This window comes from Marinoscillum sp. (assembly GCF_040222955.1).
Classification (GTDB): Bacteria; Bacteroidota; Bacteroidia; order Cytophagales; family Cyclobacteriaceae; genus Marinoscillum.
This window is the reverse complement of the sequence record NZ_JAVKCA010000010.1, coordinates 41,370-60,805: the sequence shown is the minus strand read 5'-3', so window position 1 is coordinate 60,805 and position 19,436 is coordinate 41,370. Positions and strand designations below refer to the sequence as shown.

Annotated in this window: 20 protein-coding genes and 1 riboswitch; of the genes, 11 read left to right on the top strand and 9 right to left on the bottom strand. The window is 46.4% G+C overall.

The genetic code is table 11. The features are described 5' to 3' along the window. The first annotated feature begins 12 nt into the window (after nucleotides 1–12). Nucleotides 13–107, top strand: a riboswitch (TPP riboswitch). Nucleotides 108–193: 86 nt separating this feature from the next. Genes RIH33_RS09430 through RIH33_RS09410 form a run of 5 tightly spaced genes read left to right on the top strand, consistent with a single transcriptional unit; the run spans nucleotide 194 to nucleotide 3,832 of the window. Then, a complete protein-coding gene (locus RIH33_RS09430; protein ID WP_406650040.1) occupies nucleotides 194–901 on the top strand; it encodes a class I SAM-dependent methyltransferase in 708 nt (235 codons plus the stop codon). Beyond that, nucleotides 898–1,962, top strand: coding sequence for an AIR synthase-related protein (locus RIH33_RS09425; RefSeq protein WP_406650038.1), 1,065 nt, complete (start codon nucleotides 898–900; stop codon nucleotides 1,960–1,962). Before RIH33_RS09430 ends, RIH33_RS09425 begins: the two co-directional genes overlap by 4 nt. Then, complete coding sequence (locus tag RIH33_RS09420) at nucleotides 1,959–2,567, top strand: thiamine phosphate synthase (RefSeq protein WP_406650037.1); 609 nt, start codon at nucleotides 1,959–1,961, stop codon at nucleotides 2,565–2,567. Before RIH33_RS09425 ends, RIH33_RS09420 begins: the two co-directional genes overlap by 4 nt. Next, nucleotides 2,564–2,833 carry a Trm112 family protein gene (locus tag RIH33_RS09415; protein ID WP_406650035.1) on the top strand — a complete coding sequence of 90 codons (270 nt, stop codon included), beginning with the start codon at nucleotides 2,564–2,566 and terminating at the stop codon, nucleotides 2,831–2,833. The genes RIH33_RS09420 and RIH33_RS09415 overlap by 4 nt, the downstream gene beginning before the upstream one ends. Before the next feature lie 21 nt (nucleotides 2,834–2,854). Further along, the gene (locus RIH33_RS09410) at nucleotides 2,855–3,832 is read left to right on the top strand and encodes an aldo/keto reductase (RefSeq protein ID WP_406650034.1); all 978 of its coding nucleotides are present in this window, start codon (nucleotides 2,855–2,857) and stop codon (nucleotides 3,830–3,832) included. Between the two features lie 49 nt (nucleotides 3,833–3,881). Here RIH33_RS09410 and aceA read toward each other — a convergent pair whose 3' ends face one another. Both aceA and aceB read right to left on the bottom strand, forming a co-directional pair. After that, a complete protein-coding gene (gene aceA / locus RIH33_RS09405; protein ID WP_406650032.1) occupies nucleotides 3,882–5,153 on the bottom strand; it encodes an isocitrate lyase in 1,272 nt (423 codons plus the stop codon). A 7-nt stretch (nucleotides 5,154–5,160) separates the two neighbouring features. Then, nucleotides 5,161–6,774 carry a malate synthase A gene (aceB, locus tag RIH33_RS09400; RefSeq protein WP_406650031.1) on the bottom strand — a complete coding sequence of 538 codons (1,614 nt, stop codon included), beginning with the start codon at nucleotides 6,772–6,774 and terminating at the stop codon, nucleotides 5,161–5,163. A gap of 105 nt (nucleotides 6,775–6,879) precedes the next feature. On the opposite strand from aceB, the gene RIH33_RS09395 reads away from it, so the two are divergent. Next, on the top strand, nucleotides 6,880–8,373 hold the full coding sequence (locus tag RIH33_RS09395; RefSeq protein WP_406650029.1) for a helix-turn-helix domain-containing protein: 1,494 nt from the start codon (nucleotides 6,880–6,882) through the stop codon (nucleotides 8,371–8,373). A gap of 70 nt (nucleotides 8,374–8,443) precedes the next feature. Then, nucleotides 8,444–8,860 carry a hypothetical protein gene (locus RIH33_RS09390; protein WP_406650027.1) on the top strand — a complete coding sequence of 139 codons (417 nt, stop codon included), beginning with the start codon at nucleotides 8,444–8,446 and terminating at the stop codon, nucleotides 8,858–8,860. Between the two features lie 58 nt (nucleotides 8,861–8,918). On the opposite strand, the gene RIH33_RS09385 is transcribed toward RIH33_RS09390, so the two are convergent. Together RIH33_RS09385 and RIH33_RS09380 are read right to left on the bottom strand one after the other, a co-directional pair. Continuing rightward, the gene (locus RIH33_RS09385; RefSeq protein WP_406650026.1) at nucleotides 8,919–11,312 is read right to left on the bottom strand and encodes a ribonucleoside-diphosphate reductase subunit alpha; all 2,394 of its coding nucleotides are present in this window, start codon (nucleotides 11,310–11,312) and stop codon (nucleotides 8,919–8,921) included. 38 nt (nucleotides 11,313–11,350) lie between these two features. Further along, nucleotides 11,351–12,340 (bottom strand): ribonucleoside-diphosphate reductase small subunit, encoded by a 990-nt coding sequence (locus RIH33_RS09380; RefSeq protein ID WP_159582342.1) that lies wholly within the window; start codon nucleotides 12,338–12,340, stop codon nucleotides 11,351–11,353. Nucleotides 12,341–12,814: 474 nt separating this feature from the next. Between RIH33_RS09380 and rplU the strand changes: the two genes are divergently transcribed. From rplU to RIH33_RS09360, 4 genes are all read left to right on the top strand, one after another. Then, nucleotides 12,815–13,126, top strand: a complete 312-nt coding sequence (gene rplU, locus RIH33_RS09375; protein WP_159582343.1) for a 50S ribosomal protein L21 — start codon at nucleotides 12,815–12,817, stop codon at nucleotides 13,124–13,126. 6 nt (nucleotides 13,127–13,132) lie between these two features. Continuing rightward, nucleotides 13,133–13,399 (top strand): 50S ribosomal protein L27, encoded by a 267-nt coding sequence (gene rpmA, locus RIH33_RS09370; protein WP_159582344.1) that lies wholly within the window; start codon nucleotides 13,133–13,135, stop codon nucleotides 13,397–13,399. 301 nt (nucleotides 13,400–13,700) lie between these two features. After that, nucleotides 13,701–14,504 carry a hypothetical protein gene (locus RIH33_RS09365; RefSeq protein WP_406650023.1) on the top strand — a complete coding sequence of 268 codons (804 nt, stop codon included), beginning with the start codon at nucleotides 13,701–13,703 and terminating at the stop codon, nucleotides 14,502–14,504. A gap of 395 nt (nucleotides 14,505–14,899) precedes the next feature. After that, on the top strand, nucleotides 14,900–15,535 hold the full coding sequence (locus tag RIH33_RS09360; protein WP_406652248.1) for a hypothetical protein: 636 nt from the start codon (nucleotides 14,900–14,902) through the stop codon (nucleotides 15,533–15,535). 364 nt (nucleotides 15,536–15,899) lie between these two features. Here RIH33_RS09360 and RIH33_RS09355 read toward each other — a convergent pair whose 3' ends face one another. From RIH33_RS09355 to RIH33_RS09335, 5 genes are all read right to left on the bottom strand, one after another. After that, a complete protein-coding gene (locus RIH33_RS09355; RefSeq protein ID WP_159582345.1) occupies nucleotides 15,900–16,406 on the bottom strand; it encodes an NUMOD4 domain-containing protein in 507 nt (168 codons plus the stop codon). A gap of 147 nt (nucleotides 16,407–16,553) precedes the next feature. Further along, a complete protein-coding gene (locus tag RIH33_RS09350; RefSeq protein ID WP_406652247.1) occupies nucleotides 16,554–17,030 on the bottom strand; it encodes a beta-carotene hydroxylase in 477 nt (158 codons plus the stop codon). Nucleotide 17,031: 1 nt separating this feature from the next. Then, nucleotides 17,032–17,877 (bottom strand): 4-hydroxy-3-methylbut-2-enyl diphosphate reductase, encoded by an 846-nt coding sequence (locus RIH33_RS09345; RefSeq protein ID WP_406652245.1) that lies wholly within the window; start codon nucleotides 17,875–17,877, stop codon nucleotides 17,032–17,034. Nucleotides 17,878–17,902: 25 nt separating this feature from the next. Next, on the bottom strand, nucleotides 17,903–18,595 hold the full coding sequence (locus RIH33_RS09340) for a lycopene cyclase domain-containing protein (RefSeq protein WP_406652244.1): 693 nt from the start codon (nucleotides 18,593–18,595) through the stop codon (nucleotides 17,903–17,905). Next, nucleotides 18,592–19,431, bottom strand: coding sequence for a phytoene/squalene synthase family protein (locus RIH33_RS09335; RefSeq protein WP_406652242.1), 840 nt, complete (start codon nucleotides 19,429–19,431; stop codon nucleotides 18,592–18,594). The genes RIH33_RS09340 and RIH33_RS09335 overlap by 4 nt, the downstream gene beginning before the upstream one ends. Nucleotides 19,432–19,436: the final 5 nt, after the last annotated feature.

The following is a 19,436-nucleotide window of genomic DNA, read 5'->3' as shown; positions in this document are numbered from 1 at the left end:
GCCTATAGATTTGAAGTAACCACGGGGTGCCGTTATTCGGCTGAGATGATACCCGTTGAACCTGATCTGGGTAATGCCAGCGTAGGAATATCGGTTGATTCTTAGTAAGATATTGAGTCATCAATGAAACCGTATTGTCCGCGCATGCCCGGACGGTACGGTTTTTTTTATTCCATTTTTAAAAAATGATGAGATGGCTTTTGATGAATTAGTAAAACAGAACCTGACCAATTGGCAGGGACGAAAAGAGTGGTTTTTCAACCGGGAGTTTACCGATACGTACGAGCTCTGGTATGAGGGGCGGTATAAGCGGGCAGAGATTTTTCAAAAGAAGATCATAGGGGATCGTCTCCGGAAAGATCCCAGGGTAAAGACCCTGTTGGAGTTTGGGTGTGGAACCACACGGTTCACCAGGTGGTGGCATGAGATTGGGATAGAGGCTACCGGTGGTGATTTAAGCCCCTTCATGCTCGCCCAGGGCAGACAGCTTTTTCAGGGTGACCTGGTGCTGGCCGATTCTCATCACATGCCTTTCCGTGACAACACCTTCGATGCAGTGGCTTTCATTACCACCTTTGAGTATTACAAAGACCCGGTGAAGGTGATCAGGGAGGCGGCCCGTGTGGGGAAACATGGGATTGTCTTTGGGATGATGAACCGAAATACCACCAAGTATGTACGCCGGAGGGTACAGCAGATGATGGGTAAAAATCCCTTTTATGTGACTGCCAATTTTTATACGCCAAAGTCGCTGCTGAAGGTGATTGACATTGCACTCAAAGGCGAAGATTATACAGTGGAATGGCAATGTACAGGGCTGCCTAAGTGGTTTCCTGTGCAGGAGTGGCATGTACCAGTTGGGGATTTTTTTGGGGTTTATGTCAAGAGAAATCAACCATGAAGTCTCTATTTCCTGAAGTAGGAAAGATCCAGGAGGGGTTCCTAAAGGATCATGTTTTTTCTTCCACCGGAGCGAAGCGAGATGAGGTGGTAAGCGGGCCGAGATACGGTGTGGACGTGAGCATGATTCAGCTGGCCGCCGGCCAATCCTTGGTCATGGCCACAGATCCTGCGTCACTCATTCCCACCCTTGGGCTACAGGAGTCCGCGTGGCTCTCTGTGCATCTGGTGGCCTCAGATATGGCCACGGCAGGTGCACGGCCCCAGTATGCTCAGTTTTGTCTCAATCTTCCTGAGACGTTGACCACCCGGGACTTTCATGTCTACTGGGACCACATCAGTGAATACAGTAGGAAGCTGGGTGTGGCGATTACTGGTGGTCATACCGGCAAAGTGGCGGGGCAAAACAGTACCATAGCTGGAGGAGTAACCATGCTAAGTACCATTGCTTCGGAACAGGTGCTGCTTAGTAGCATGGCTCGGCCCGGAGATCATCTGATCCTTGTCAAGGAACCAGCCATTATCAGCTCGGCTATTTTGGCTTTGAGTTTTCCCGAAACCATTTTGAACAAATGTGGGAAGGAGGTTCTGGAGACTGGTCAGGGACTGTTTTACGAATCGTCTACAGTGGAAGCTTCCATGTCGGCGATTACTGTGGGTATTCATGATGAAGGTGTTCGTGCCATGCATGATGTGACCGAGGGCGGAGTGATGGGAGCCATATGGGAAATGATGCAGGCAGCAGGTTGTGGCGTGCGGGTCAACTATGAAGCGATTCCGAATGAGACGGCTCAGGAACATATTTGTCAGGTTTTTGGCATTGACCATAACCATTGTATTGGTGCTGGAGCGTTGCTGCTTTCTGTAGCGCCTGGTTATCAGCAAAGGGTGGTGGATCACCTGATGAATGATGGGTTTCGTGCCTCCGTGATTGGAGAGGTACTGGAGCCATCGGAAGGTAGATGGGTAGCAGAGCGAGACGGGCATAGACCACTGACACCTCCAGGGACTGATCCTTATTGGGCGGCTTTTTTTAATGCTCTGAAGAGTGGATTGAAATGAAGGCGAAGCTAAAGGGAGTTTATTTGGTGCTGGATCCTGCGGAAGGATTTGAGGCATTGGAGCAAAGGGTATTAAATATTTTGAAAGGAGGGATCGGCGCTTTACAGATATGGGATCACTGGCGGCCTGATCAGGACAAGCCCGGGTTTCTGTACCAGTTGATGGCAGTCACACGAGGAGTACCACTCTTTGTCAATAACCACCTGGAACTGGCTTGCCTTCCCGGAATTGATGGTGTGCATTTTGACCGGGAAGAGGATTTGCCGGATCCCGAATGCACTTTTAATAAAATGATTGGGCTCACGGTCAATGCTCCGGCGGACTGGAAGGCCCTTAGAAAAAGGGGTGTGGACTATATCAGTTTTTGTGCGATGTATCCTTCTTCATCTGTGGACACCTGCGCACTGGTATCACCGGATGTCGTGCGTGAGGCGTGTCGGCACTTTGAAGGTTCGGTGTTTGCATCCGGTGGGATCACCCTTGAAAATGCAGGAGAAGTAGCAGGGCTGGGAGTGTCCGGAATTGCCCTGATATCAGCATTGCTGAGCGCTGAAGACCCACTGGAGACAACCAAAAAGTTTAATCAAATCATATCAAAACCATGAAGAAATCATTTTTTAAGAAGTTATGTTGCCCGTTTGATAAGAGTGATCTGGAAATAAGCGTGATCAGGGAAGCGGATCAGGAAATACTGGAAGGGCTCATGACCTGCACCACCTGTGCCAGGTATTACCCCATTATACATGGTATCCCTATCATGTCCCCTGATGAATACCGCCAGCCTGCCCTGGAGGCCCCTATTCTGCAGCGATGGGGACTGGAAATAGGAGAAGTCACCAATTTCAGGCTCTCTGAGCAGGTGGAGTCCTAGGGTTTTTTTAGTTTAGGACCTATGGAGTATAGAAAATTTGGAGCGTCAGGATATGATGTGTCCTGTATAGGTCTTGGCCTGGCGGCTCTGGGCAGACCGGGATATATCAACCTGGGCCATGAGGAGGACCTTGGACGCACTTATGAGCTTCCAAAGATGGAAGCACAGACCCATGCGATGTTGTCATTGGCCAGGGCGCAGGGGATTAATTATTTTGATGCTGCCCAATCATACGGAAAGGCGGAATCTTTCTTAAGCTCCTGGCTCAAAGCCCACCCAGAGGAGGAGGTAGTGGTGGGATCAAAATGGGGCTACTACTACACTGCCGACTGGTCCGTGCATGCAGACAAACATGAAATCAAGGAGCACACCCTCGAAAGATTGGATCTTCAGTGGCCGGAGAGCAGGCAGCGCCTGGATCCCGCGCTGAAGATTTATCAGATTCACTCCGCTACGCTGGAGAGTGGTGTGTTGGAGAACAGTGCCGTATTGGAGCGTTTGGAGGAAATTCGCGAGATGGGTTATGTGATTGGGCTTTCCCTGAGCGGAGTTCAGCAAAGTGTTGTGCTCGAGAAGGCCCTTGCCGTGAAGGTGGGAGAAAAACCACTTTTTGGCTCGGTGCAGGCCACCTACAATTGTTTGGAGCAGTCAGTGGGTGAAGCATTGCAAAAGGCCTTTGACCGGGGATTGGGAGTGATTATCAAAGAAGGACTGGCCAATGGCAGATTAACCAGCAGAAATAAGGCCACCTACCTGCCGGTGATCTCGGAAATAGCCGGGAGGTATCAAACTACAGAAGATGCCATTGCTTTAGCCTATATCCTGAGCAAACCATTTGTATCGCTGGTGCTGAGTGGTGCGGCAGTTCCTGCTCACCTGCTCTCCAATGTAAGTGGCTCAGAAATCAAATTATCCCCACAGGACCTCTGTCAATTGGATGGCCTGAGGATGAAGCCGGCTCACTATTGGGAGGAGCGTGCCGGATTGGCCTGGAACTAGAAAAACCGACCCAGGGGGCCGGTTTTTACAAACTCAGGAACACATTGTTTTAAAATTGCTCCACTTCAGTGCTTCCGGCCATGGCTACGGTGGAAGCCCTTCCTTGCTGTACAGTATTTTGAATGGCGTCAAAATAACCTGTACCCACAAAGGCCTGATGTTTCACGGCTTTGAAGCCGGAGTCCAGCAGCGCAAACTCCCGCTCCTGCAGTTCTGAATAGCCAGCCATGCCTCGTTCTTTGTAAGCTTTGGAAAGCTCAAACATGGAAGTGTTGAGGGCATGGAAACCAGCCAGCGTAATGAACTGAAACTTATATCCCATTTCCGCAAGGTTTTCCCTGAAGGTGAACATCTCAGATTTGGTGAGGTGTGCCGCCCAGTTGAAGGAAGGCGAGCAGTTATAGGCCAGCATCTGATCCGGAAACTCTGCTTTGATGGCTTGCGCAAATTCTCTGGCCAGTCCCAGGTCCGGGTTGGATGTTTCCATCCACAGCAGGTCTGAGTAGGGTGCGTAAGCCAGTCCTCTTGCGATTCCGGCTTCCACACCATTGGTCACCTCAAAGAAACCTTCATTGGTACGACCTCCGGTCAGAAAGCGGTGGTCACGCTTGTCAATGTCAGAAGTAATGAGCGTAGCGGCATCAGCATCGGTTCTGGCAATGAGCAGCGTAGGCGTGTTCATCACATCTGCGGCCAGACGAGCGGCTACCAGCTTGTCGATGGCTTCCTGGGTAGGCACGAGTACCTTTCCTCCCAGGTGGCCACACTTCTTGGCAGAGCTCAGCTGATCCTCAAAGTGTACACCAGCGGCTCCGGCTTCTATCATCGCTTTCATCAGTTCAAAAGCATTCAGGTTTCCTCCGAACCCGGCTTCTGCATCAGCTACGATGGGCGCCAGCCAGTCAATACTGCTTTCGCCACTCAGGTTTTCAATCTGGTCCCTGCGGAGCAGGGCATTGTTGATGCGCTTAACCACGCTGGGAACGGAATCCGCAGGGTAGAGGGACTGATCGGGATACATGGCTCCTGCCAGGTTGGCATCCGCTGCCACCTGCCATCCACTGAGGTAGATGGCCTCCAGCCCGGCAGCAATTTCCTGTACCGCCTGGTTGCCGGTGAGGGCACCGAGTCCTGCCACAAAGGGTTTATCATTCAGCTTTTTCCATAGTTTTTCGGCCGTGATTCTGGCAATGGAATGCTCTATTGGGACAGATCCCTGTAAGTTGACCACTTCCTCCGCGGTGTATGGGCGATTGATGTTTTTCCATCTGGGGTTCTCGTCCCAGTCTTTTTGGATTTTTTGGATTCTTTCGGTTTTCATGATCATCTTAGTTTAAATAGGTATAGGCGTTTATGGTTAAAAATTCTTCAAGGGTGTCATTCTTCACGAGACGGTCGAAAATCTCTATGGCTTCTTCGAATCGGCCGGATGCATAGGTTTCTTCTCCCAGCATCGCCTTTATCTTGACCAACTCCTCTCGTTTGAGTTTTTCATACAGGTCCACTGTGATGGCCACACCGCTGACGGTATAGCAGCTGCGGTGAATCCACTGCCAGAGCTGAGAGCGTGAAATCTCAGCGGTGGCGGCATCCTCCATCAGGTGATACAGTGCTGCGGCACCCACTCCCCTGAGCCAGCTCTCCACGTAGAGAATGCCCACGTTGATGTTGGTGCGAATGCCTTCCTCAGTGATGGTGCCCGTAGGGGTTTGCACCAGGTCCCTGGCTGTCACATCCACATCGCGACGCAGGTTGTGAAACTGATTGGGCCAGGGCATGTGCCGGTCAAAGACTTCTTTGGCCACTGATACCAGTCCCGGATGCGCCACCCAGGTGCCATCATGCCCGTTCATCACTTCTCGGAGTTTATCCAGGCGCACTTTTTCGAGTGCGGCAGCATTGGCCTCCGGATCATCTTTGATCGGAATTTGTGCGGCCATTCCGCCCATGGCATGGGCTCCACGCTTGTGACAGGTCTGGATCACCAGGTCTGAATAGGCTTTCATAAAAGGCACAGTCATATTGACCTGATCTCTGTTCGGCAGTATTTTATGCCGGTTGTTTCTGAATTTCTTGATGTAGGAGAAAATGTAATCCCAGCGACCACAATTCAATCCGGCAGAATGGTGCTGCAATTCATGCAGGATTTCATGCAGCTCAAAGGCAGCAGGGAGCGTTTCTATCAGCACCGTAGCTTTGATAGTCCCCTGAGGAATGCCCAGATAGTTTTGTGCAAAGACAAATACTTCATTCCAAAGGCGTGCTTCCAGGTGACTTTCCAGCTTGGGTAGATAGAAGTATGGACCGGATCCCCTTTTGAGGAGTTCGCGCACATTATGAAAAAAGTAAAGCCCAAAGTCTACCAGTGCTCCGCTAGCGGGTTGTTCTTCTATCTGGAGGTGCTTTTCCTCCAGGTGCCAGCCTCTGGGCCGCACAAATAGAGTGGCCGTTTCTTTGTTGAGCTGGTAAGTCTTCCCATTTGGATTTGAGAATTCAATTGTTCTGCGAATGGCATCTCTGAGATTGATCTGCCCTTCCATATTAGTGGACCAATAGGGGGCGTTGCTATCCTCAAAATCTGCCATGAATACTTTGGCTCCGGAGTTCAGGGCATTAATGACCATTTTACGATCCACAGGGCCGGTGATCTCCACACGTCGGTCCCAGATGTCCTCGGGGATGGGAGCGACTGTCCAGTCAGACTCTCTGATGTCCTGGGTTTCCGGCAGGAAGTTGGGCATAATGCCGGCATCAAAAGCTTCCTGACGAATGACCCTATCCCGAAGGAGCTTCTTGCGTCGCTCATTGAAACGCACGTGGAGTGCCTGTAAAAACTCGAGTGCCTCAGGAGTGAGGATCTCCATGTAAGGGGCCGGTGTGGCTCCTTTGATCTGGATTCCCAGGGGTGTTTGGGTTTCCGGGATGTGTGCTTCTGTGATCATAATAAGGTGATTATCTGATTAAACATGGTCAAATATAGCGAAATATATTAAACAGCGAAATTTCGCTAATACTTTTATTTCGCTTTTTTGAATTATTTTTGGCGAATGCCCAAAGAGATATTTGAATTCAAGCTCATTTTCGGTCTCAAACTCAAGGAAATACGTAATGAAAAAGGGATATCCTATCAGGAACTGCGTGAGAAGACTGGCCTGTCACTGTCTTACCTGAGTGAGATTGAAAATGGAAAAAAATACCCCAAAGGAGATAAAATCATGATTCTGGCCAAAGCCCTCGGGGTGAGCTATGATGAATTGGTGTCGCTGAAGGTGCCCAGAAAACTGGAACCTATTGTGAACCTGATCCAGTCAGATTTTTTTAAGGCCTTTCCACTGGAACAATTTGGACTGAATCCTCAAAAACTGGTTGAAATCATTTCTTACGACCCTGAGAAAATCAATGCTTTCGTCAATACGGTACTCCAGGTGTCACGTAATTTTGAGCTGAAGCAGGAAAGCTTCTACTACGCAGCCCTTCGATCTTATCAGGAGCTCCATCAGAATTACTTCGCGGATTTGGAAGAGGCTGTCGAAGAACTTCATCTGGAATTTCCTGAATTAAAGGAAATCCCGTTTAATGAAAAGCTCCTGACCGGCATATTGCTCGAAATAGGTGTACGCACGGGGCTGGATGAGCTGCAGAAATACCCCTCACTGCGCAACGTACGCTCTCTGTATGATGAAAAGCAACGACTCCTGCATATCAACCAGGGGCTCAACTCCGGGCAGATGAACTTTCTTCTGGGTCGGGAAATCGCCTTTCAGTGGACCAGGGTGAAGAACAGACCCCTGAGCACCCCACCTTATGGTGACCATACCTTTGAGGAAATCCTTAACAACTACAGGGCTTCCTATTTTTCAGCGGCACTCATGATGCCACAGGAGGAGGTGGTGCGGGACATCAGGGCCGTGGGGGATATGAAAACGTGGGACCCACAGATGCTGCTGAGTTTTCTGGATAAGTACGATGTGACACCAGAGATGATTATGCAGCGACTTACCAACATCCTTCCTGCAGTGTTTGGTTATGAGAACTTGTTCTTCCTGCGGTTTGTGGGGAAGGGCCCGGACTATTTTACCCTCACGAAGGAGCTGCACCTGACTCGGTTGCACAATCCGCACGGCAATGAGCTGAACGAACATTATTGCAGGCGGTGGATTTCATTGGATGTTATTCGGGATTTATATGAAGCTCGAAAATCTGACCCGAATCTGAAATACCTGGCGGGTATTCAGCGATCCTATTACCATGGCACCACCAATGAATACCTGTGCCTGTCCATAGCCTTTCCCAATGTATCCAACCCTGAAGAGGCCGTGAGTGTGACCATTGGTTTCCTGGTGGATGGGGCTTTGGAGCGGAGAATTAAATTTTTGAGGGACCCCAATATCGTGAAGCGTGAAGTCAATACTACCTGTGAGCGCTGCCCGATCATGGACTGTAAAGAGCGTGCGGTAGATCCTTATGTGCATGCTGCCAGTGCAGAGGAGCACCTGATTCAGGAAGACATTGCGGCACTGCTGGGAGGTTCAGAAAAATAATCTTTGTGGGGTCAGATATTATTAGATCAGCTTGAATCTATTTTTGCAGAGGCTATCTTTTGTTTGACCTATGCGACAGAGCTGTTTGATCATTTTGGTACTTTGGATTAATGCCTGCCATCCTTATAAGTGCGAAGTACCACCACCAGATGTTTTTGTGCAGCTGGACATGACCGGCCTGGATTCATCCTATCTGGAGTCTCTCAATTGGGAGGTGACTACTGCTGAGGGAGTAGCATATTATTCTTATGAGATCAGGCCCCTTACTGTTTCTGGAAAGGCATTGTTTCAGGTAGAAGTACATCATGTCAGTGAAAGCGGGGAGTTGTACTTGGATTATGGAAATGCTGATGTAGATACGCTGATGGTCGTTACACATGAGGAAAAGTCCGGGTGTACACGCACTGTACTGGATCAGGTGTGGATGAATGGAGACCTCCTGACGATGAATACTGATTCAACTTATTTCTATCAGAAGCGACCGTAAATAAAAAAAGCCCCACTTTTCAGTGAGGCTTCGATTATCAAAATAGCAAATTTTAATCTTAGCTTCCGCACATCTCGCATCCTTCCGGATCATCGAGCGAGCACTGCATAGCTGCCTGATTTTGCGTTTTATCAGCGTCAGGGTCCACAGCAGGTTTGGTTTTACCTTCTGGCTGTTCTGCACTTTCCTTTTCTATTGTGAACTTGATGGCATCTGTAGCTGCCTTGGTTCTCAGGTAGTACATTCCGGTCTTCAGACCTTTCTTCCAGGCATAGAAGTGCATAGAAGTCATTTTGCCGAAGTTGGCATCCAGCAAGTGGATGTTCAGACTCTGACTCTGGCAAATGAATGCGCCTCTATCTGCAGACATGTCGATGATGGATTTCTGTGAAATCTCCCATACGGTCTTGTAGCGTTCTCTGATCTCTTCGGGGATCTCAGGAATACCCTGTACAGATCCATTGGCCGTCATGATGCGGTTTTTCATTCTGTCATCCCACAAGCCCAGGTTGATGAGGTCGGTCATCAGGTGCTTGTTCACCACGATAAACTCGCCAGACAAGGTTCTTCTTGTGTAGATGTTGGAAGTATAAGGCTCAAAGCACTCGTTGTTTCCAAGGATCTGCGAAGTAGAAGCGGTAGGCATAGGAGCCAGGAGCAGTGAGTTTCTCACGCCATGCTTTCTTACTTTTTGTTTCAGGTCATACCAGTCCCATCTGCCAGAGTCGGGAGTGACTCCCCACATGTCAAACTGGAAGATGCCTTTGGATACCGGTGATCCTTTGAATGTCTCGTACGGACCTTCTTTCTGAGCCAGTTCCATAGAAGTCTCCATGGCCGCATAGTAGATGGTCTCGAAGATTTCTTTGTTCAGTTTTCTGGACTCCGGGGAGTCAAACGGAAGCTTCATGAGCATGAAAGCATCAGCCAACCCCTGTACACCGATCCCGATAGGTCTGTGTCGCATGTTGGAGGTTTTGGCTTCCGGCACCGGATAGTAGTTTACATCGATCACCTTGTTCAGGTTACGTGTAGCTACTTTAGTGATTTCATAGAGTTTTTGATGATCAAACTCACCTTTCTTATTCACGAATTTGTTCAACGCAATAGAAGCCAGGTTACAAACCGCTACTTCATCTTTGGAGGTGTACTCCATGATCTCAGTACAAAGGTTACTTGACCTGATGGTGCCAAGATTCTTCTGGTTTGACTTTTTGTTGGCTGCGTCTTTGTAAAGAATGTAAGGGGTACCAGTCTCTATCTGAGATTCCAGAATTTCGAACCAAAGCTCCTGTGCTTTGATGGTTCTTCTGGCTCTGCCTTCCTTCTCGTATTTTTCGTAAAGTTTTTCGAACTCATCTCCGTATGATTCATACAGGTTGGGAGCTTCATCCGGGCTAAAGAGCGACCAGTCGCCATTTTCTTCCACTCGTTTCATGAAGAGGTCCGGAATCCAGAGGGCGTAGAACAGGTCTCTTGCGCGCAATTCTTCTTTTCCGTGGTTTTTCTTCAGCTCCAGGAAGTCAAAAATGTCTGCGTGCCAGGGCTCCAGATAGATGGCAAAGCTTCCTTTGCGCTTTCCGCCTCCCTGATCCACGTATCGGGCGGTCATGTCAAAGTTTCTGAGCATGGGCACGATGCCATTGGAAGTACCATTGGTGCCTTTGATGTAAGCGCCGGTAGCTCTTACGTTGTGAATGCTGAGGCCAATACCACCTGCAGACTGTGAAATCTTAGCACACTGCTTCAGGGTATCATAAATGCCGTCTATGCTGTCATCCTGCATGGTGAGCAGGAAACATGAAGACAACTGCGGCTTGGGTGTACCCGCATTGAAGAGTGTAGGTGTGGCGTGTGTAAACCACTTTTCAGACATGAGGTTGTAAGTTTCGATCGCCGCGTCGATATCATCCATGTGGATACCCACCGAAACCCGCATCAGCATGTGCTGAGGTCTTTCTACAATTTTTCCATCCAGCTTGATCAGGTATGATCTTTCGAGGGTTTTGTACCCAAAGAAGTCGTAATTGTAATCCCTGGTGTAGTCCACAGCTTCATCCAATCGCTTGGCATTGGCCCGGATGATGCCATATACTTCGGTAGACACCAAAGCAGCATTTTCATCAGTTTTGGGATTGACGTAGGTATAAAGTCTTTTCATGGTGTTTGAAAAAGACTCTTCTGTCACCTTGTGCAGGTTAGAAATAGATATACGGGCGGCAAGCTTCGCAAAATCCGGATGACGGGTGGTCATCGTAGCAGCGATCTCGGCAGCCAGGTTATCCAACTCAATGGTGGTCACTCCATCATACAGACCGTCAATCACCTTCTTGGCGATTTCCACTGGTTTTACAAAGTCTGAATTTAAACCATCGCAGAGTTTTTCAATTCTGGCGGTGATTTTGTCAAATTTCACGGATTCACGTCTTCCGTCTCTCTTAATTACTAACATTTCTTATAAGGCGATTTGGGATGGAAAATTACGGTTCATTAAAAATCTTCGTCTAAACTGAATTTGGCTTTATCGTCATTGTTGCCAGTACCACTGTCCATTACTCCGGCTTTCTGGTATTCACCTACTCTTTTCTCAAAGAAATTGGTTTTACCCTGTAGGGAGATCATATCCATAAAATCAAATGGATTGGTGGAGTTATAGACTTTGGAGCATCCGAGCTCCATCAAAAGTCTGTCGGCTACAAACTCTATATACTGACACATGAGGTCAGCGTTCATCCCGATCAGTTTCACGGGAAGTGCGTCGGTTACAAATTCCTTTTCGATGATCACAGCATCTTCTATAATGGCTGTGACGGTCTCTTTAGGTAACTTGTGTTTGATGTGATTATTATACAACAGACAAGCAAAATCGCAGTGAAGACCTTCGTCTCTTGAGATCAGCTCGTTTGAAAAAGTAAGGCCGGGCATAAGGCCACGCTTCTTTAACCAGAAAATGGAACAAAAACTCCCTGAGAAGAAGATTCCTTCTACTGCTGCAAATGCGATCAGTCGTTCCTGAAAGTTTCCTTTATCGATCCAGCGCAGGGCCCAGTCTGCTTTTTTCTTCACACAGTCCATGGTATCTATGGCGTGGAAAAGTGAGTCTTTTTCTTTAGGGTCTTTTACGTAGGTATCTATTAATAAGGAATAGGTTTCAGAGTGGATGTTTTCTATGGCTATCTGGAAGCCGTAGAAAAACTTGGCCTCTGTATACTGTACATCTGAGACCATGTGCTCGGCAAGGTTTTCATTGACAATGCCATCGCTGGCCGCAAAGAATGCCAACACGTGCTTGATAAAATGCCTTTCACCATCATTAAGAGAAGCCCAATCTTTAGGATCCTGGCTCAGGTCGATTTCTTCGGCCGTCCAGAAACTTGCTTCGGCTCGTTTATAAAATTGCCATATATCATTGTGCTGTATGGGGAATAAGACGAAGCGATTAGGGTTTTCTTTAAGTAATGGTTCTACTGCTTGGCTCATAGGTCACTTAAGTTATTCAATGTTTATCCACTAGACAAGTTGAATACACACAATGTTATCCACAATCAAAACTAGTTATCCACACCGACAAAACATTTGGGGGTCGATTTATCGAAATCGCCCTTTTTGAGTGTTTTGCTAAGGTTTGGGATACAGCCCGAAGCGAAAAGTGGTTTATTTTTTTCTAGCTGCGTTTACAAATGTGTAAAAAGTCCGTGGAAAAATCAAGCGGCCCGGGGCGCTGAAAAGTGGGGTGAAAAAAAAGATAAAATTAATGATAACTGGCTGTGAAAAAGATGTTTAAGTTATCTTTGGCCAATCAAAACTTCATTAAAAAACGCTGCAAAGGGGCATTTAGAAAAGTGAAAAAAAAGTGAATTTTTTTTTAACCTTTATTTATGCTAAAGGATAGTTTGATTATTAATATACAAACCCATATCTTTGCATTCCTTTTTGAAAAAGCAAACAAAAAACATGTACGCAATAGTAGACATAGCCGGAAAACAATTCAAAGTTGAGAAAGACAACTTTGTGTACGCACCGTTACTTGAAGGAGAAGAAGGAACGAAGGTTGACTTTGATCAAGTGCTGTTGGTAGACAATGACGGTAAAGTAAAAGTAGGAGCCCCTACAGTTAAAGGTGCCAAAGTATCCGGTACTATCCTGGGACACGTGAAAGGCGATAAGGTAATCGTATTCAAGAAAAAGAGAAGAAAGGGATACCAGAAGAAAAATGGTCATCGTCAGAATTTCTCTAAAGTATTAATAGAAGACATTAAAGGTTAAAGAATCATGGCACACAAGAAAGGTGTAGGTAGTTCGAAAAACGGAAGAGAGTCAGAAAGTAAACGACTTGGTGTAAAAATATACGGTGGCCAGAAAGCAATCGCAGGGAACATCCTTGTGCGCCAGAGAGGCACCAAGCACCACCCAGGTGAAAACGTGGGCATCGGTAGAGACCATACTTTGTTTGCGCTGATCGACGGTACTGTTAGATTCCGCAAAGGAAGACAGGATCGATCTTACGTACATGTAGACCCGGCTGCAGCAGCTGAGTAAGCACTACTTCAAAGAAATCTAAGAACCCGTTTCGATCTCATCGAAACGGGTTTTTTTGTGCGCTTTGGTTGGGGGCTTCGTGAGCCTGAGCTCTGCCGAGCCTGGACGACTGCCCTCTCGCCCCGGTGACCTATTGCGAAAGATGGTAAGAAGTGTTAGTTTGTTGTACCAAACTGAAAGGTCTGCACCGATGGTAACCGCTTACTCCGGCATGTAGATACTCAGGTCGGATAAATAAATCAAATGCATACGTCAGCGGGTACAGTCTTTGGTGGTTGTTGGCAAACATTATAAGAACTGCATGACCTTAATAATATCATGGATTGGAGTTGACGACAAAAAAGATGGAAAAGAAATTTCATCTATCTACATAGCGTCAGACAGTAGATATACTTGGGGAAATGCAGGTAAGTTTGACTATGGAATCAAAGTTTTTGGTTCAACTAAGCACCCTGAAATCTTTGGGTTTTGTGGAGATGTTTTATTCCCTTCAACAATTCTTGGGCAAATCATTCCACAAATTGACAATGGAATCTTACTTAATGATGATGACAATTTGAATGAGAAGAACAACAAAGTCTTCGATTTCATCAAATCTTCCCTATCCACTTATCCGAAAGACTTTTTAGGCAATTCATTTACTATTCTACATGCCTCACGATTCAAAAAAGAATTTAAGCTTTTTAAGACTTCCTACGATGGTAATAAAGGGATAAAAAACGAAGAAATAACCTTGCCAAAAGAATCAACTAGAGTGTTTAGCGGTGGTTCAGGAAAGTCCGAATTTGATACGAATTGCCAAAAATGGGAAGACGAAAAGCATAATAACTACCGAACTAGCAGAGCTGTATACCACTGCTTAACAGAAACTCTAAAAGAAATCAAAGACCCCAGAACTGGTGGATTACCACAAATAGTTGGATTGTATAGAATAGAAAACATGAGGCTTTTTGGAATTGTAGAAGATGCGAAAAAATATATTTATGGAAAGCAAAGTACTGAGGATATTAACTCAAGAAGTATCGAGTGGCGAAACGAGAACTTTGAACGGGTGAACCCAGATACTTTAAAAATACTTGAAGGTGCACAGAGACAGCCTTCATAAAGAGGCAACTCCCTGACTCTCCACAAATTTTATAATTAAATCAATTTGGGGAGGTCGAGGTGGCGGGTAGTCTAGAACTACCTTCAGGGTATTAAAAGCGCTTCTGTAGTGTAATTTAGATAGCACATCCGCCAACTTAGCGGAAGGTCCCGGGGCAGATCCGGGCTGCTTTTAAAGAAAGACGATTTGCCTACAAATGCTATGAATGAATGGGGTTTTATCGGTCAGGATATTTTGGTGGGGATTGGAAGATCCGCCACAAGTTTTAAATTTAAATCAAGGCGTGGCTATGTGGGTGACGAAAGGTTAGTGCTTTCTCATCCCCACTCATCATAGCTGGTTGTAAGCTATATGGAATGACGGAGACTGAGATTAAGAGAAACTTCTTGAACTGCATGGGTAACGAACTTGGAACATCGTTTTTTGCCATGTACCAGGAACTCATTTGGACATCAAAAAAATGGGAAGAATACCAAGACTTATTTACGACCAACTCTGAACGAATTAAGATTGTCAATCAATCTGCACCACTCTTTTTCTCAATAATTAAGGACTCACTAGAAAATGATATTCTTTTGTCTATTTCTAGATTAACCGATCCACTAAAGTCAGGAAAATTTAAAAACGCCTCACTAAGACGCGCATTGCCTGAAATATCCGATGAAGCAACTAGGGAAAAGTTAACCTCCCAATTAGATTCTTTGGAAACAACAGTTAAAACCATACGAGAAAAACGGAACAAGAATATCTCGCATATTGACTTTGATCATCTTTTTCAAAACCGATCAGATTCAATAGTTGTAGTTAAATACACTGAAATTGAAGATGCATTGAATCAAATTCAAAAAATTTTCAATCAAATCGAACGGCATTTTTGTAAGTCCTCAACAGTATTCGAATGCTTCCCAAGTATGGGAGGATCTTATGAACTCCTCAGACTTTTGGATCAGGGATTGCAATTTGATGAGGCAGTTCAACTGCAAAGGGGGAAATCACCCATCATGATAACTCCATCTAAAAAGGAAATCTGAATAACGGCTTTAACAAGCGTAGCTGTTTCGCAACTCAATCTTCAGTGAGAATCGCAGATTTGACGATTCAAAAACAGTTGAAATTTGGAGTTTATGAGGGTTTTGAAAAGTTGAAGGGCCATAAATGCTCGTCTTTATGGATTGTGCAACAGGCACAAACGCTGATCGGATCGCCCGGATGCCCCAGCGAGCGCGAGCTTGTAGCTCGTGCCAAATGCTATGAAATACCTCCGCTCTTGATGGTCTTGTGACAAACTCTTGATAGTAAATGAAAGCCGCCACTCAGTCCAGGGAGATCAATTCTTTGAAATAGCCCCAAGCCAAAAAAAATGGTCCCTTATCTGCATAAAGGACCATGTGTTTCTTAACCGGCAACGAGTTCTTTTTCCTCTTTTGCTTTCTTAGGTCTGCCAGGCAACACAGTATCCGGCTTGAAGCCGTTTTTGTATCTCTTCTTTCTGGTTTTCCATACTTTGAAGTTGTCTTTGTTGCCCACTTCAAACTGCCATTTCATATGATCCGAAGCACTGACCCATTTCAGGTTGTCTGCTTTGTTATTGCGAGGGTTGTTGTCCTCGTGAATGATCATGTTGAGGGTTTCGGGATCGTTGTTTTCCAAAAATGCTTTGGCTACTTCTTTGTGAGGATAGACCGTGCGTCTTCTTTTTTCGTCATCGATCAGATCCAGGAAGTAACATTTGCACATTTTGTTCCAACGCTGCTTCATCAATTTGCCTTTGATGGTCATGTTGGTTTTACTACCCTTGTGCCAGGTTTTGCGCGTCTTACTTCTAATCTTTCCTTTGTTGGAAATCTCATAATTACTGAAACCATCAATAGGATTCCAGATTTCGTCTGTTTGGTTTGCCATGGTGCTTGTTAGTAAAATGTGTTAAAAACAAGCTGGTTCTTAGTGAGATTTTTCGCTTAATGAATTGTAAAAATAATTCTTTTCTGATAACTGTAATGAGAAGTGAGTGTCTTTTCGGTGAATGGTCGATATTTACTGAGGAAACTGCTAATATTTCCTTCTAATGGTTTGATCCTCCCCCACTGCGTATTTTTTGGGAGCGTATAGGAACCCAAAAGCTTCAGCGTCTTCTTTGGTGTGGGTCTCGTGATGTACGTAGTGTGCCTTCATGATGCGCTTCATATACTTGTTTTTGGTTTTGTAAGGGATATGAATGCGGCGGTGTACAATGATATCGTGAAAAATAAAATAAAACAGGCCGTAACCCATGATGCCAAACCCCACATACTTCAGCCACGCCCAGCCTGAGAGCTCAAAGCCCAGTACTATGAGCAGTATGGATGGGAGGCTAAAGACCAGGGCGAAGAGGTCATTCCGCTCCAATACGTGCGGATGTTTTTTGTGATGTGACCGGTGCCAGCTCCACAGTGGGCCATGCATCACATACTTATGAGTGGCCCAGGCCACACCTTCCATGAGTAGAAAAGTGCCAATGACCAGGACAGTATGGATGAAATAACTCATTTTAATAGGTATTTAGCTCGTCGCGAACGTCTTCCATCAGCCACATGGGAGTGGAGGTGGCTCCACAAATGCCGATGCTGCTGTGCTGAGTAAACCATTCTTTTTTCAATTCAGTTTTGTTGCTGATGAAATAAGTCTGCGGGTTGTTTTCCTTGCAGATGTTGTACAGCACTTTTCCGTTGGAAGATTTGGTGCCGGATACAAATATGATGTGATCAAACCTCTGCGCAAAGGATCGGAGTTCTTTATCCCGGTTAGATACCTGTCTGCAGATGGTATCGTGGGCATTGACGGTAATCCCTGCGGCGATCAGTTTGTCCTTGATTTCGTAGAACGAATCAGTGCTTTTGGTGGTCTGGCTATAGAGGGTAATGGACTTTGGGAGGGTGTTCAGGTCGAGCTCATCCAGGCTCTGAAACACCACAGCCTCATCATCGGTCTGGCCCAGGAGCCCGATCACTTCGGCATGGCCATGCTTGCCGTAGATGTAGATCTTGTCTTTTTTGTCAAAGGAGTTTTTGATCCTGTTTTGAAGCTTCAGTACCACGGGGCAGGAAGCATCGATAAGGGTGAGGTTGTTTTCAATAGCCAGCTGATAGGTACTGGGTGGCTCCCCGTGGGCTCTGATCAGCACATTTGCATCGCGCAGGCTCTTGAGTTCCTCATGGCTAATAATTTTCAGCCCTTTCGCTTCCAGTCGTTTGACTTCTTCATCATTGTGCACAATGTCCCCAAGGCAGTACAGATGCCCCTCTGCCTCCAGCAGGTCCTCGGCCATTTCTATGGCATAAACCACTCCGAAGCAGAATCCAGAATTTTCATCAATATGTACCTTAAGACCGAGCACTTAATTACAACCTTTGAGTGATGACTTATGTTCTGAGGCCATAGTATTTATTTAGCCCTTCATAGAAGGTGACATTCATTAACAATAGTAACAGTGCATAAATGGAATCTTCAATAGGAATGGTGAAGATCCGGATGTTGAGGTTTTCCGCGTCATTATACCAGACGATAGGCTCCTGAAGAAAGCTCCCGGTAAGGATACCATTGATGAATAGAAATGGGATAAGGTGTAAGGCATAGGCCACCCAGAATTTCCCCAGCCAGCCTGGGTTCAGGAACGCAATGAAGATGAGAAAAGAACCCGAAAAGGTGAAATTCCAAAAGGTATAGGACTTCTGGGTGTTGAGCGTGGCTACCACCATGATAAGGATTGCCAATGCGACGGTGAAAACCTGGAGGTTTCTTCCTGTTTTGATTTGAGGCATGAAATACCTGACACACTCATAAATAAACACACTGGCGAAGGGCACACTGACGAAAAAGAGCCATTCTTCCAGAGGCAGGCCAAAGAGAAATACGCCAACCAAATACTTTTCATTGAACCCCCAGACACCATTTTGAGTGAAGATGATGTCCCAGGTGATGAAGAAGGCGGCTGTGATGACTATGGCTGGAAATAATGTCGGCCATTTTTTGGCATACCGGATGCGAGGCTCAAATGAACGAATGAGCGGAAAGGCAATGGTGAAAATGTGCAGCAGGAGGTAGAGCGATTTCATCTTAGCAGGTTGAGGCGGCTCAAAAGGAGGGTTTTGCTCAGCAGCACGATTTTTTTGAAATCAGGTACCCTGATCCGCTCGGAGAGGATTCGGGAGGCTGATAGCTTTCTGATTTTTTTAAAGAGCTGCAAATAATAGATATAGGCCAGGTACACACCGGCACGGGCAGGTGCTGGCAGTTGTTTGATGCCGGTCAGTGCAGCTTTGAAATCCTGTTCAATATCCGTTTCGATTTTCTTCTTATCCTCCTGACTGAAATTGGAAAAGTCCACCCCCGGAAAGTAAATTCTCCCACGCTCCTTGAAATCGCTTTTGATGTCCCTCAGGAAGTTCACCTTCTGAAATGCCGCGCCCAGGTGCTTGGCAGAGGGTTGCAGGCGCTGATACTCCGCCTCATCGCCCTCACAAAATACCCGCAGGCACATGAGGCCTACCACCTCCGCTGAGCCATAGATGTATTCTTCATACCCGGCCTGGTTGTAGGACTCGCCTTGCAGGTCCATCTCCATGCTGTGCAGAAAGGCTTCGATGAGGTCATGCCCGATGTGATATTGATTGACGACCAGCTGAAATGAATGCAGTACCGGGTTCAGGCTTATTCTTTCGTCAATGGCCTGGTAAGTATCCATTTTAAACCGGGCCAGGAGTTGTGCTTTATCAAAGTCATGAAAGGTATCCACGATCTCATCGGCATACCTCACAAAACCATAAATGGCATAAATGGGCAGGTGAAATTTCTTGTGAAGTGTCTGTATGCCCAAAGTGAACGAAGTGCTGTAGTGTCGGGTGATCACCTTGCTGCATTGGAGGGCGGTGTGGGTGTAGAGATCCATCATGCTAA